The 13,243-nt window shown below is 58.5% G+C and carries 10 protein-coding genes and 1 pseudogene; 8 read left to right on the forward strand and 3 right to left on the reverse strand.

From position 1 onward, the window contains the following. Positions 1-54: 54 nt before the first annotated feature. Both F3J08_RS11250 and F3J08_RS11255 read left to right on the forward strand, forming a co-directional pair. Positions 55-1,572, forward strand: coding sequence for an APC family permease (locus F3J08_RS11250; protein ID WP_166930005.1), 1,518 nt, complete (start codon positions 55-57; stop codon positions 1,570-1,572). Positions 1,573-1,584: 12 nt separating this feature from the next. Continuing rightward, entirely contained in the window at positions 1,585-2,928 is a 1,344-nt protein-coding gene (locus F3J08_RS11255; RefSeq protein ID WP_166930007.1) for an MFS transporter, read from the forward strand. 304 nt (positions 2,929-3,232) lie between these two features. Here F3J08_RS11255 and F3J08_RS16965 read toward each other — a convergent pair. Beyond that, a pseudogene (locus F3J08_RS16965) lies at positions 3,233-3,469 on the reverse strand (transposase); the annotation flags it as partial. 519 nt (positions 3,470-3,988) lie between these two features. Between F3J08_RS16965 and F3J08_RS11265 the strand changes: the two are divergent. Next, complete coding sequence (locus tag F3J08_RS11265; RefSeq protein WP_166930009.1) at positions 3,989-4,912, forward strand: aliphatic sulfonate ABC transporter substrate-binding protein; 924 nt, start codon at positions 3,989-3,991, stop codon at positions 4,910-4,912. 13 nt (positions 4,913-4,925) lie between these two features. On the opposite strand, the gene F3J08_RS11270 is transcribed toward F3J08_RS11265, so the two are convergent. Both F3J08_RS11270 and F3J08_RS11275 read right to left on the reverse strand, forming a co-directional pair. Then, on the reverse strand, positions 4,926-5,660 hold the full coding sequence (locus F3J08_RS11270; protein WP_166930011.1) for an ABC transporter ATP-binding protein: 735 nt from the start codon (positions 5,658-5,660) through the stop codon (positions 4,926-4,928). Then, positions 5,660-6,487, reverse strand: a complete 828-nt coding sequence (locus F3J08_RS11275; protein ID WP_166930041.1) for an ABC transporter permease — start codon at positions 6,485-6,487, stop codon at positions 5,660-5,662. Before F3J08_RS11275 ends, F3J08_RS11270 begins: the two co-directional genes overlap by 1 nt. 147 nt (positions 6,488-6,634) lie before the next feature. On the opposite strand from F3J08_RS11275, the gene F3J08_RS11280 reads away from it, so the two are divergent. The 5 genes from F3J08_RS11280 (at position 6,635) to F3J08_RS11300 (ending at position 12,963) form a co-directional block, all read left to right on the forward strand. Next, entirely contained in the window at positions 6,635-7,621 is a 987-nt protein-coding gene (locus tag F3J08_RS11280) for an aliphatic sulfonate ABC transporter substrate-binding protein (protein WP_166930013.1), read from the forward strand. Further along, positions 7,618-9,189 carry an FAD-dependent oxidoreductase gene (locus F3J08_RS17560; RefSeq protein WP_166930015.1) on the forward strand — a complete coding sequence of 524 codons (1,572 nt, stop codon included), beginning with the start codon at positions 7,618-7,620 and terminating at the stop codon, positions 9,187-9,189. Before F3J08_RS11280 ends, F3J08_RS17560 begins: the two co-directional genes overlap by 4 nt. Continuing rightward, positions 9,186-9,521: a ferredoxin family protein gene (locus F3J08_RS11290; protein ID WP_166930017.1), complete on the forward strand. Its 336-nt coding sequence runs from the start codon at positions 9,186-9,188 to the stop codon at positions 9,519-9,521. Before F3J08_RS17560 ends, F3J08_RS11290 begins: the two co-directional genes overlap by 4 nt. A gap of 93 nt (positions 9,522-9,614) precedes the next feature. Then, positions 9,615-10,739 carry an LLM class flavin-dependent oxidoreductase gene (locus tag F3J08_RS11295; RefSeq protein WP_166930019.1) on the forward strand — a complete coding sequence of 375 codons (1,125 nt, stop codon included), beginning with the start codon at positions 9,615-9,617 and terminating at the stop codon, positions 10,737-10,739. After that, positions 10,732-12,963 carry a TonB-dependent siderophore receptor gene (locus F3J08_RS11300; RefSeq protein WP_240149304.1) on the forward strand — a complete coding sequence of 744 codons (2,232 nt, stop codon included), beginning with the start codon at positions 10,732-10,734 and terminating at the stop codon, positions 12,961-12,963. The genes F3J08_RS11295 and F3J08_RS11300 overlap by 8 nt, the downstream gene beginning before the upstream one ends. Positions 12,964-13,243: the final 280 nt, after the last annotated feature.

A 13,243-nucleotide genomic window follows, 5' to 3' on the forward strand; every position in this document is an offset into this window, starting at 1 on the left:
CACGCTCACAGTGTGATCCCCCTCACCATGTGCCCCCCCATCGGAGGATGACCGATGTTACAGGATGACAGCGAAGGTTTTCGCAAATCGCTCGGCCTGCTCGACCTCACTATGATCGGTTTCGGCTCGGTCTTCGGTTCGGGCTGGCTTTTCGCGGCGCCTCATGTGGCAGATATAGCCGGTCCGGCCAGCATCGTCAGTTGGTTTACCGGCGGCGTTGCCGTACTTCTGATCGGGCTCGTCTATTGCGAGCTCGGTGCATCCTTGCCCAAGGCGGGCGGTGTGGTTCACTACCCCGAACGTTCTCATGGACCGGCCGCTGCCTTTGTGATGGGGCTGATCACAACCATCGCCTTCACGAGCCTGATAGCCATCGAAATCGTGGCAGCGCGGCAATATGCGGGGGCCTGGATTACCGGGCTCAACCGCAACGCCGCGGGCGATCCGACATGGCTCGGCTGGGGGCTGCAGGCTGTAGTGCTGCTCGGGCTCTTTGCCCTTAATCGGAGTGGCATGTCACGCTTCGCATTGGCGAACAATGTGATTACCCTGTTTAAATTCCTTGTTCCGCTTGCTGTCATCATCCTTCTCTTCATGCATTTCGATGCTGACAATTTCACGGCGCAGGGCTTTGCACCGTTCGGCGCACAGGGGATTGAAACGGCCGTCTCAACCGGGGGGATAATCTTTGCCTATCTTGGTCTGACGCCCATCCTGTCGGTGGCCAGCGAGGTAAAAAACCCACAGCGTACCATTCCGATCGCCCTTATCGCCTCGGTTGTTCTGTCCACCCTGGTCTATGTGCTACTTCAGACAGCCTTCATAGGCAGTCTCCCTGCTGCGCTGATGCATGATGGCTGGGGGGCAATTGGTGGCCATCTGCCATTGCCCTTTCATGACATCGCGCTGTTGCTGGGTCTGGGCGGCCTCGCAATTGTGGTCGTCCTCGACGCGATCCTCTCTCCGACAGGAACCGGCAATGTCTATATGTCGGCGGCGCCGAGAGTAATCTATGCCTGGTCCAGAGCCGGCGTTTTCTTCCCAATATTCAAACAAGTCAATGCGAAGACTGGTGTGCCCGATCCAGCTCTCGAGCTTACCTTCGGCCTCGCCCTGTTCTGGACACTTCCTTTTCCCTCATGGCAGGCTCTGATCTCGGTTGTTTCATCGGCCCTGATGCTGAGCTACGCTTTTGCACCGCTCTGCGCAGCCGCTTTGCGTCGTAGCCAACCTGCCTTGCCTCGACCGTTCCGGTTGCGTGGCTTCGACTTCTTCTCGCCTGTCTCCTTCGTGATTGCGAGCCTCATTGTCGTCTGGACGGGGTGGACTACGCTGAGCTGGCTTCTGCCTTTCGTCATTGTCATTGCGGGCGCTTTCATGCTGTTCTGTAAACGTAACGACAACGCAATCCGATCCGTGCTCTGGATGCCAGGCTATCTCATCGGTTTGCTAGTTTTCTCATGGCTTGGTCCCTTCGGTGGCCGTGCAGTGCTCGATACCCTCGCTACCGATCTGGGCGTGGGTGTTTTGAGCCTTGTTATTCACGAATGGGCGGCACGCACTGCCCTATGAAAGTGCTGCTGAATGCCTGATCCTGCGCTCCGCCATTCCAAAACACATCCGGCAGGGCTGTATTTCATCGCCGCAGCCCAGGGTGCCTGGTATTTTTCCCGCTATAGCACACAGGCGATACTGGTCCTCTATCTTGCCCATGTGGTGTATACAGCCCCCCAGGGCGGCGCTTTTCCCGGAGTTGATACGCTGCGCCGTCTCCTCTCCTGGGAGGCAGAGACCAGCAACCCTCAGGCCCTGGCCTCGACCACCATCGGATTGCTGGCCCTGTGTATGATCCCGACACAGATCCTTGGCGGCTTCCTGTCAGATCGCTTCCTGGGCCGTCGCTACGGTGCCATGACCGGGTTAATCTTCTTGACGCTGGCTCCGATCTTCTGGGCGTTCGATACAAGTTTCATTCTTGCGCTGCCCTGCTTTGTTCTCGGTCTCTCATTCGCAGTGAATCTCTTCGCGCAGGTGGGGGATCTGTATGCCGATGACGATCCTCGCCGCCCGGATGCCTATCAGATCATGTCGTTGGTGCAGGAGGCTGCCGTCATCATCGGTCCGACGTTCTGCGGCTGGCTGGCCGCACGATATGGCTGGCATTACGGGTTCGCCGCAGCGGGAAGCGTCATGCTTGCCGGCACTCTGGCCTATGGGATGGGCTGGCGTCATCTGCCTTCACCTGCCCCATCGCGCGATGGAGCACGGGGCCGTGGGTCGTCACCCCTCGCGCTGCTCAGGCTTGGCGGCCGTATTGCGCTCCTGATCCCGATGCTTGCCATGATCTTCATCTGCAACGAGCAGATCTACGATACCTATCTGATCTGGGGTGAACAACACTACAACCGCCATCTCTTCGGCTGGGTCTTTCCGGCAAGCTGGCTCATGTCGCTGGACGCAGGAGTGAGCTTCATCACCCAGATCATGGCAATTGCATTCTGGCGCCAATATACGAAACGTCGAGGTGCCCCGGGCGAGTGGGGACAGATCGTCAGTTTTGGCGGGCTCGGGCTACTCGCACCCCTTGTTCTTGCCTGCGCATCGGCCGTTCATACCGGGCCGGAACAGATCAGCATGGTTTGGGGCCTGATGTTCCATTTCGTGAATGATCTCGCCATGGCGACCATCATGCCTATCAGCCTTGCCTTGTTCATTCGGCTGGCCCCGGGCAACGCGAAGAGTATGGCGGCGGCGGCCTATGCACTGGTGGCTCGCCTCGCCGACATCATGGCAGGTCAGATCGGCCAGAATTTGCCTAGCTGGGGTTCTATTCGTTTCTGGCTTTTACATACAGCGGTCATGGGGATCGGCCTCGCGCTACTTATCATCGCAAGGCCGCTATACAAGACGGGCAAGCTGCCAACATAGTTCGTTCTAGGCTGATACCGACGGCTATAGGTTCTAAATCATTGTTGATGTGACACCGTGCCTGTACCTGCTTCTCTCTTCTCTCGAAGTGTCGAGGATGACGGCGGCGGTATCATTACGAGATAACTACTCGGCGTCGGATCCGCAGCGACTGGCACCGTGAGGCCAGGATGTCCATATGCCCCGTCAGTTTTTGTCGCTGGCGGCGATGCAGGATGGGGGAAGCCTGAGAAAGTAGATCTTAATGAATGACCGAAATCCCATTGTTTCAGTAACGTGATGCGTGACAGCAAACGCTTGAGAGCTATGACCACGAAATTCTCCTTAAAGCCCTTCTGGAAATTCGTGAATAAGCGGCTCGGCGTCGCATGAGTCTTCCCATGGCGATGTAAATCATGGCCTCTGCTACGCCGGTACGTTGCTCGTAATCCTTCACAAGTCAACGCCAGCGGATCATCCAGCCAAATGTCCGTTCAACGACCCAGCGTCGCGGCAGGACTTCAAACCCTTTTGCGGTGTCTGATCTCCGGATGACCTCAAGACAGTTGTCGACGCTGCGCTGCCTGATATGGGACTCGCCTGGGTCTCGTTGGCTGGTCATGGAGCATCGGGCCTCGGGCAACCTCGTTGAGATCTGGCCAGATCGTCCGGTCGCATCTGTGGATTGCTTTGTTGTGTGGCCACCTACTAGGTATTCGCCGCTGCGGTGCAGGTTAGTAATCGATGCACTTGTTTTAGGGCTGGCGAGCGCATCGACACCAAAAGTGCTGTCGTATTAACTGTGATTGGTGAGTTTGAATGATAAGATCGACAATCAGAAAAATCGGCGGTTTCCCGCCATTTGCCTACTTTCGTTTCTTTCTATTATCGGAAGTAGGTACCCGGGGGCGCGAAACGTCAGCGGATGGGCCGGAAAGCGTGCCTCGGAGGCTCACCGCTCTTACCAAGGTGCTCCGAGCCGCCCGACAGCTTCGGCACTGGGTGGACGAACGGAGGGGGCCACCTGTAATCTCGCTTAATCTTAACCGACGTCTAATCGGGCGATAGTGAGAGTGATCTAATGAGACTGACTCGACGCGACGCAATGAAACTGACCTGCGCGACAGCCTTTTTCCCTGAGCCAGGGCGGGCAGCGACGGTGCTGCGGATCGGGTATCAACGCTATAGCACCCTGATTATTACGAAGCATCTCGGTCTGATGGAGAAAGCGCTGGCTCCTCACGGCATAACTGTCAGTTGGGCGGAATTCGTGGCTGGCCCCCAATTGCTGCAGGCTCTGGCGGCAGGCGCAATAGATCTGGGTCAGACGGGTGATGCCCCGCCTGTCTTTGCTGAGGCCGCACAGCCCGGTGGGCTGGTTTATCTCGGCTACGAACCCCCGGCACCAGATGCCGAAGCCATTCTGGTGCGCAAAGACAGCGCCATACGGCAGGTGGCCGATCTGCGGGGCAAGCGTATCGCGCTCAATCGCGGGTCCAATGTTCACTGGTTTCTGCTGGATGCATTGAGGCGCGCCGGGCTGGGCTTTCACGATGTGCATCTCAGCTATTTGACGCCGCCCGCTGCCCGGGCAGCTTTCGAAAATGGTCATATCGACGCCTGGGCAATATGGGACCCGTATCTCTCTAGCGCGCTCAACGATCAGACGCGAATTCTGACCACCGCTGAGGGCATAGTGAATAACCGCGAATTTTTCCTGATCAGCAAAGCCTTTGCGCAGCAGCCCCATGATATCGTGGCTGCGGTCTCGAGTGCCATCGCTCAGACGGATGAGTGGGCTATGGCGAACAAGGCGCAGGTTGCGGCCCTGTTCGCAAAGGAGACCGGGCTCGCCCTAGATGCGGTAAGCCATGCGCTCTCGACCCGGTCTTTCGGTTTCCACAGCATGGACCAGTCGGTGATTGACGAGCAGATGAATGTCGCCAAAGGCCTCAAAGATTCTGGGCTTATTCCGTCTCTGCCTGCGATCACCCCTTATCGCTGAGCCTATTGCGGGGTCACGATGTGACCCCCAAAACGTGTAGCAGACGCTCGCGCAAGGCCTCGAACGCCGGATCGGCATGACGCCTCGGGCGGGTGAGAGGAATCTCCACTTCCGTGCGGATTTCGCCACGCTCAAGAACAAGGGCTCGGTCCGCCAGAGCAAGTGCTTCATCGACATCATGCGTGACCAGAAGGACGGCGCAGTCATGACGTTTCCACAGGTCAAGAACCAGCTTCTGCATGCGCAGTCGTGTGAGCGCATCGAGTGCGGCAAAGGGCTCATCGAGCATCAGCAGCTTTGGCTCACGAATGAGGGCGCGGGCCAGTGCAGCACGCTGGGCTTCGCCGCCAGACAGGGTGAGCGGCCATGCCTCGAGACGATGTCCCAACCCGACTTCATGCAGTATCGCCTCGGCTTGAGCGTTCCATTCCTTGCCATCGAGACCCAGCGTAACGTTATCAGTCACGTTTTTCCAAGGCAGGAGCCGGTGCTCCTGAAAAACGACAGAGACGGCTGAAGGCCGGTCGATCTGCCCCTCCTCCACCGTATCAAGCCCGGCCAAGGCACGTAGCAGGGTGGATTTGCCTGAGCCGCTATGCCCAAGAAGCGCGACAAACTCGCCCGGTGCAATATCGAGATTGAGATTGCGCAGGACAGTTGTTTCACCAAAGCCGCGCGTGAAATGGCGTATGCTTACCGCATTCCCGGCAAGCTCGAATTCGGCCTTTGTCAGGGGGTTCGCGCTCATCAGCGTGTGCCTCCTTGCACTGCCGTCCGCCCGCGCCATCTCAGAAGGCGTCCCTCAGCCAGGCGCACGATCTGATCGGAGAGCAGACCGAGCACGGCGTAGACTGCTAACCCGACAAGGATGATATCAGTGCGCAAGAAATCTTCGGCGTCCATCATCATATGGCCAATGCCACTATCGGCGTTCACCTGTTCTGCAACAACAAGCATCAGCCACGAAATACCCACGGCAAAGCGGATACCAACCAGAAGATCGGGCAGTGCTCCGGGTATGATGATATCGCGAATGATCTTCCACCGCGACAAGCCGAGAGTTTTGGCAAGTTCGATCAGCTTCGGGTCGATGCTGCGTATACCTTTGTACAGATTAAGATAGACGGGAAATTTCACGCCCAGGGCCACGAGCAGGATCTTCGGAAGCTCACCGATGCCGAACCACAGAATGAAGAGCGGCACCAACGCCAGAGCGGGTAAGGTACGCGCCATCTGCATCGGCGCGTCGACAATGTCTTCTCCAACCCGGGACAATCCGGCAACAAGGGCGAGCGCAACACCAACGGCAATGCCCAATACAAGTCCAGCCCCTGCCCGCCCGAGAGAGACGAGCAGATTCTGCGGAAGGGTATGATCCAGAGTGAGCGACCACGCCGTATGCACAATCTGGACCGGAGAGGCGAGCAGGCGCGACGGGATAAGTCCCGCCTGCGCTCCTGCCTGCCAGAGCACGAGGACCAGCGCCACGGACAGATAGCGCCGGCAGAACCGAAGCAACCCGCCAATACTCAGGCTTGGCTGATGCGAAGCCGTGCGCGCGGGAAACAGGTTCATGACCAGCTCGACCATTCCACATTCCTTGTATGTGATTTATGGAGATGATACGCTTTCATATCACACGCGTCAGTTGAATTTTTCATATGTCACTCTTGAGCGTATTTTGGCTTCCTCAGCCCGCCGGGGTTTCGCTACGACTGACCCATGATCTTCGTGCACAGGGTCGCAAGACCTTCCCTTCGCCATTTTCCGGCGCGACCCTACCCTCGCCTCGTGCATCGCTTAGCTGCGTTCGCTGCCCTGATCGTCGGGGCGACATCATGCGCGGCGCAAGCCGAGACCCTGGTAGTGGCCGATCAGCGGGGCATGCAGCGCGCTCTGCTTCAGGCAGCCCATGCTGACAAGGACCTCGGGTTCGATATCCGCTGGGTGGAGTTCGACGCTGCAGCCCCGCTCCTTCAGGCGCTGGGTGCCGGGGCTGTCGATCTGGGCATTGCAGGCGACGGGCCCTATCTCTTTGCCTGGGCTGCCGGCATTCCGGCCCGCGCAGTCCTGCTCCTGCCACCACGCGGCGGTGGCCATATGACCGCCATCATCGTGCCAGCCCATAGTCCGGTGCACAGCCTCAGCGATCTGGCGGGGCGGAAAATTGCGACAGGGCGTGGTTCGATCGGTCACCTGCTGGCGCTCAGTCTTTTCGACAGCGCGGCAGGAAATCGCCCCGATTATGTCTTTCTGCCACCGTCACAGGCCAAATCGGCGCTCGATTCCGGTGCGGTCGACGCCTGGGCAACCTGGGAGCCCTATGTGACGCTCGCCGCCGCCCAGACCGGCGCGCGCGTTGTGGCAGACGGTCAGAATGTCATGCCCAATAACGGCTTCATGGTCGCGAGCACGCAAGCCATCACCGACAAACACCCGCAGATAGCAGTTTTCCTCAGGCGCATCACGCAGGCCTATGGCTGGGGGGGCGCTCATCCGCAGGAATTCGCCGCGCTGCTTTCACGCCAAACTGGCCTGCCCCCTGAGGTCGCCAATAAGGTGGCGCAGGAACAGATCACCGCTCCCGGTCCAATCACAGATGAGACAGTCAAGGAGGAAGCCCGTGTGATCGCTACTTACCGTAAGGCGCAACTCGTTAACCCGCCTCGGAAGCTTGATGACGCTTTTGACCGTAGCTTCGTCCCGTGAACGAGAGGGGGTTCCACCACCATCGGTCGGATATCCTCGTCATTGGCGGCGGATTATCGGGTTGCTGGGCCGCATTGACAGCAGCGCGCGCCGGCGCTCGTGTGCTGCTGCTTGAAAAGGGGTATTGCGGCACTTCTGGCGTCGCCGCACCGGCGGGCCCCGGTCATTGGTGGGTTCCCCCTCTCCCCGGCGCTCGAGAAGACGCAGCAAAAGCCCGCCTCGATAAAGCGCAAGGGCTCGGCGAAGCGAGATGGATGCACCGCATCATGGCCCGCACCTGGCAGACCCTGCCGGATATCGGCCGTCATTATCAGTACGAGCCCGATGACAGCGGTCGGATCCGGCTCAACGCCCTGAGAGGGCCGGAATATCTCAGGGCGCTTCGTACATATTGCCTCGCTGTCGGTGTCCAGATCCTCGATCACTCCCCGGTTTTCGGTCTGTTGCGTGACAAGGCCGGGCGCGTTGCAGGGGCTCACGGCGCGCATGTCCAGGGGGCGCACGGGCCTTACCGCGCAAGGGCTGGCTCTGTCATTCTTGCAACAGGAGGCTGCGCCTTTCAGTCTCGCTTGCTCGGCGCGGCGAATAATACGGGTGATGGGCATCTGATGGCCGCGGAAGCAGGTGCGCAATTTTCGGGAATGGAATTCTCATCCATTTTCAGCGTCGTGCCCCGCAACACCACCATGTCGCGCGCCATGATCTACAGCTTTGCGCGCTATCTCGACGAAGCAGGGCAGGAAATTGCACCGGATGCCGAAGGCCAGAGCTTTCTTGGCCTGGCACGTGCCCTTTCTCGAGGCAGGGTTCTTTGCGATCTCTCGGCAGTTCCAGAAAGGGTCCGCGCTCAACTGCCACTTATCTCACCTAATGTCATGCTTCCCTTTCGTCGTCAGGGGATAGACCCCTTCCGGGAGCGTTTTGGGATCGATCTCGTTGGCGAGGGGACAATCAGGGGCGTAGGCGGTGTCAGACTGAGAGGCGAAAACTGGGAGACCGGGGTACCGGGGCTCTATGCAACAGGTGATGTTGCCTCGCGAGAAAGCGTGACCGGTCCGATCAGTGGCGGTGGGGCCGTCAATGCCGCATGGGCGCTCAGTTCGGGTTGCCTTGCTGCAGAGGCTGCTCTGGCTGAAGGACACAGCAGCACCGGAGAGCTGGAACCGTTTAGCAATCATGAGGCTTGCTCCGATGGGCGAGACAGGTCTGACTTACAGGAGAAAACCATACGCAAGCAGATCCAGGCAGTGATGCTCGATGCCCCAAGCCAACTTTCCCGCAACGCCGGGAGTTTGAGAGCCGCGAGAAATGAACTCGAGAATTGCCATGACAGTCTGACTCATTCGGCGCCTGAAGGCTCCTGGCGGCAGCGGCAACAGCGACGCGAGACGCAAGCCCTTCTCGCAGTGGCGCGATGGTGCACAGCAAGTGCTCTGGAGCGTACCGAGACGCTCGGCATGCATCGCCGTGAAGATGCGATCGCAAAAGCGTCGGATGTTCCCGCCTATCATGTCATCAGTAGTGGGCTGGAGCACGTGCAGTCCCGAAGGGAGGTAGTTCCTGCATGATCGAGCTCATTCTCGATGCGCAATGCACAGCCTGCGGCGAGTGCGTGACGATCTGCCCAAGGGATGTTTTTGATAGCGGTCCTGGCGGTGTGCCGGTACTCGCACGTCAACAGAACTGCCAGACCTGCTTCCTCTGCGAGCTTTACTGTGAGACGGATGCACTTTTCGTGCATCCCGACGCCACTGCCACACATGGCCTTACCGCTGGCGAAGTCGCAACGGGCGATTATCGACGTGACTCCGGTTGGGGCAGCTGGGCTGAGGACGCGCAGTATCGCAACGAACACTGGCGAATGGGAGACGTGTTCGCGCTGGCCCGCTCGCGCACTTGAACAATGATCATGTAATGATTGAATAGTAATCGTTCCTGATTACCTCGCCGATGAGGGATAGTTCGTTATCGGAAAATAGATAACGGAACGCCTATGTCTGTCGAATTTATCGGCTATGTCTCTGCTCGAGAGCAGAGCGAAATCATTTCTCCTAAAGGTCCCGATGTCGATCCGGCCTATATCGAGAACACGGCTCGGCTCCATGAGCGCGCGGGGTTCGATCGGGCGCTCGTTGCCTTTCATTCCAGCGCACCAGACAGTCTGTTAATCGCGCAACATGCGGCTTCAGTTACCACGAAACTGGGTCTGCTTATCGCCCACCGTCCAGGCTTCACGGCCCCTACCCTTGCCGCCAGACAGTTTGCGACACTCGATCATCTGAGTCGTGGCCGTGTCGCTGTGCATATTATAACGGGTGGAAACGATCGGGAGCTCAAGGCAGATGGTGACCATCTGTCGAAGGCCGAGCGTTACGCCCGTACGGATGAATATCTGACCGTTCTCTCACGTGAATGGGCCTCGACCGCGCCATTCACGGTCAAAGGTCGCTATTACGATATCGAGGACGCCTCTCCAGAAGTACGCCCCTATAAAGCCAAAACGATCCCGATCTATTTCGGCGGAGCGTCTGACGAGGCCATTGCGGTAGCAGGACGGCATGCCGACGCCTATGCGCTCTGGGGAGAGTCTCTGGCCGGGACCAGGGAGTTGGTTGATCGTGTATCCGCAAGCGCAGCGAGGCATGGGCGCAGGCCCCGGTTTTCAATCTCGTTCAGACCGATCATTGGCGAGACGGAACGGCAGGCCTGGGAACGCGCGCATGACATAGAAGCGCAGATCATTGCACGGCAGAAAGCCACGCTTGAGAGCTCGCAAAGCGGGCTCGACACTGCCGGAGCCGCGATTTCCGGCAATAACCTGCCCAGTAATGCCGGATCCCGCCGCCTTCAGGCCTTGTTCTCGGGTGTTGATCGTCATGATGCCCGTCTCTGGACGGGGGTGGCGAGGGTCACGGGCGGGCGATGGAACTCGACGTCCCTCGTCGGCACCGCCGAACAGGTTGCAGAGGCGATGCTGGCCTATCATCGCATTGGGATCGGGACTTTCCTGATACGGGGTTTCGATCCGCTGGCGGATGCAGAGACCTACGGCAGGGAATTGATACCACTCGTCAGGGAACGCGTCTCGAGAGAGGAGGCATCGCTTTCCCATGGCTAAACGCTCTGTCTATACGGCAGCATCCTTGCTCCATACACGCATGGCGGTGTCTGCCATGGGCCTCGCGCTCTGCACCACAGCCCTTGCCCATGCGACCACGACCCCCGTGAAGAGTAAGGATAAGACCGGGACGCATAACACCCCCCAACACGCAACGAACCGCCCCGTGCGGGCCGGTCCTCAGGCGCAAGGAAAGCCTCCTGGCCTTTCCCCCCAAACACCGGAGACCGTGACAGTACACGCAAACGCACGCGCACCCAGACTGGCAGGAAAAGTATCACTCGGCATTCTGGGGACCCGCTCAGAACTCGATACGCCCTTTTCGATCGCCTCTGTTTCCGCTGCGCAGATACAGAAACTGCAAGCTGCGGATATCAACGATGTGTTTCGTTACGAGCCAGGGATACAGGAAAATTCGAATGGGGGGTCCACAGCTTCCGGGTCGAGTTTTCGCGTTCGCGGGCTGAATCTCGACTGGACGAATGGCTACAAGATCGATGGACTGGCAATTCCGTACTGGTACATCGACATCCCGCTTGCCAATATCGACCGGCTGCAACTGGTCAAGGGCGCCTCGGCCTTCATGTATGGGTTCGGCTCGCCGGGCGGCGTGCTCGATTACCAGCTCAAAGCCCCGGTCGAAGATCGTCAGATCGCCGCGGAGGCAGGATACAGGTCTGATGCCGTACTCAGGCAGATGCTCGATATTGGCGGATCGTTGGATGACGCCCATCGCGTAGAGACACGTTTCTCCTTCGGCAGCGAAGTGGGCGACCAGTACAATCAGAGCTTTGTGCGCAATCTCTCTTTGTCATTCACGACACGCATCCAGCTTTCTGATAGCCTGCACTGGCATTTCGAGAGCTTTTACATGAACACCTTGCAAAAGGGCATGGTGAACGGCGTTGCAGTCTCCAACACGTTGACGTCGCTTGAGACAATCAGCGGTCGCGCCCCCTTTGGTGCTGCCAATTCGTGGAAAACGAACGACCTCAAAAGGTTCAGTACCGGATTTGACTGGGATATCGTGCAGGACTGGACGGCTTCAGTTGTCTACGGGTACACCCATCTCGATGAGCGTTTTCCGTCAAATCAGGTAACGTTTACCAGCCCCACTGGCGATTACTACAACCAGAGTTTTCAGCAGACACGGGTTCTTACGTACCATCAGGTCAATGCTGGATTGAACGGGCATTTCATGACCGGTCCCTTGCGTCATGAGGTCAGCTTCGGTCTCACGTGGTTGCGACAGCTCTTTGACGCCGATGCCGCCTCTGGCACGGGAACGCTCAAGGAATATGGCAATATCCACGTCGACCGGCCGGGACTGACCAATGCCACCGCCTATGATCCGAAGCTCTATCGCTATGTCGATTACATGCAGCTTGCGCCTTACTGGACTGACACGATTAGTTGGCATCGTTGGTCGCTGATGGCTGGCGGGCGCTACACCGACTATCACGAGAATGATTTCCTGCCTTCAGGCAGTGTCAGCGCGTTACACCGGAATAACCCGGTGACACCAGTCGTCTCTCTCTCGTACAAGCCCGATGCCGGGGTAAATCTCTATTTCAGCTATGTCGAATCGATGCAAAGTGGTGGTCAGGCTGGCACGACCAATGTCAATTACATGCAGGTATTCGGACCGATCCGCAGCCAGGAATATGAACTGGGGCTGAAACTGCAAAGGAGACACTGGAGCGGCACCCTGGCGGTTTACAGGCTCGATACGGGCGCTGCGTACACCAATGCGCAGAACTATTATGTCCAGGATGGTCTGTCGCGCTATCAGGGTGTCGAAGCGTCAGCGGGATGGCAGGTCACTCGCGACCTGACGATCGGCGGCAGCCTGACTTATCTTGACGCACGCTACGTCAAAGCGGCTGCGGGGTACAAAGGGCACAGACTTGAGGCCGTCGCGCCGTTTCAGGCAGCCTTCAGCGCGGATTATGCTCTCCCTTTCATCAGAAATTTCGTCTTCAGCGCCGGGTTCAATTACGTATCGTCAAGCTGGCTCGATGCTGCCAACACGTTCCGGCTGCCCTCCTATATCGTCGGCAATGTCGGTGCGAGTTACTGGACCCATCTTGGGCGGCACAAGCTGACGCTGAGAGCGGGCACGCAGAACATAGGCAACGTGCAATACTGGGTAAGCCGTGGCAATCGCGGCCTCTTCCCGGGAGCGCCCCGTACTGCGACGCTGAGCGCTCGTCTCGATTTTTGAGGGCGTCCGCACGGTTCACGGCGCACCACTGCCGTCGGCTGTGAAACCATGGAAAGCGCCCTTGTTCTGTTCCCTTCCCTGCGATCGCATGACAGCAAGGAAGGGGCAGGAGTTCGCACCCGTGACGGGCTATCCCGACAGGGCCTCAACTAGATGTTTGGTCCCGGGTTTTGATGGTGCAATCTTTTCATCGGAATGGAAGGAAGCACTATGGGCCAGGTTCACCACGGGAGCGCCACGACGACAGCGGCAGTCCGTCGAGCGATACAGCATAGTCAAG

The sequence above is a fragment of the Asaia sp. As-1742 genome, from assembly GCF_011753235.1.
GTDB lineage: Bacteria > Pseudomonadota > Alphaproteobacteria > Acetobacterales > Acetobacteraceae > Asaia > Asaia bogorensis_B.

Excerpts from the sequence above, each read along its gene's own strand:
- F3J08_RS11250 (WP_166930005.1), top strand. The coding sequence starts at position 55 with ATGTTACAGGATGACAGCGAAGGTTTTCGCAAATCGCTCGGCCTGCTC.
- F3J08_RS11255 (WP_166930007.1), top strand. The coding sequence starts at position 1,585 with ATGCCTGATCCTGCGCTCCGCCATTCCAAAACACATCCGGCAGGGCTG.
- F3J08_RS11265 (WP_166930009.1), top strand. The coding sequence starts at position 3,989 with ATGAGACTGACTCGACGCGACGCAATGAAACTGACCTGCGCGACAGCC.
- F3J08_RS11270 (WP_166930011.1), bottom strand. The coding sequence starts at position 5,660 with ATGAGCGCGAACCCCCTGACAAAGGCCGAATTCGAGCTTGCCGGGAAT.
- F3J08_RS11275 (WP_166930041.1), bottom strand. The coding sequence starts at position 6,487 with ATGAACCTGTTTCCCGCGCGCACGGCTTCGCATCAGCCAAGCCTGAGT.
- F3J08_RS11280 (WP_166930013.1), top strand. The coding sequence starts at position 6,635 with ATGATCTTCGTGCACAGGGTCGCAAGACCTTCCCTTCGCCATTTTCCG.
- F3J08_RS11290 (WP_166930017.1), top strand. The coding sequence starts at position 9,186 with ATGATCGAGCTCATTCTCGATGCGCAATGCACAGCCTGCGGCGAGTGC.
- F3J08_RS11295 (WP_166930019.1), top strand. The coding sequence starts at position 9,615 with ATGTCTGTCGAATTTATCGGCTATGTCTCTGCTCGAGAGCAGAGCGAA.
- F3J08_RS11300 (WP_240149304.1), top strand. The coding sequence starts at position 10,732 with ATGGCTAAACGCTCTGTCTATACGGCAGCATCCTTGCTCCATACACGC.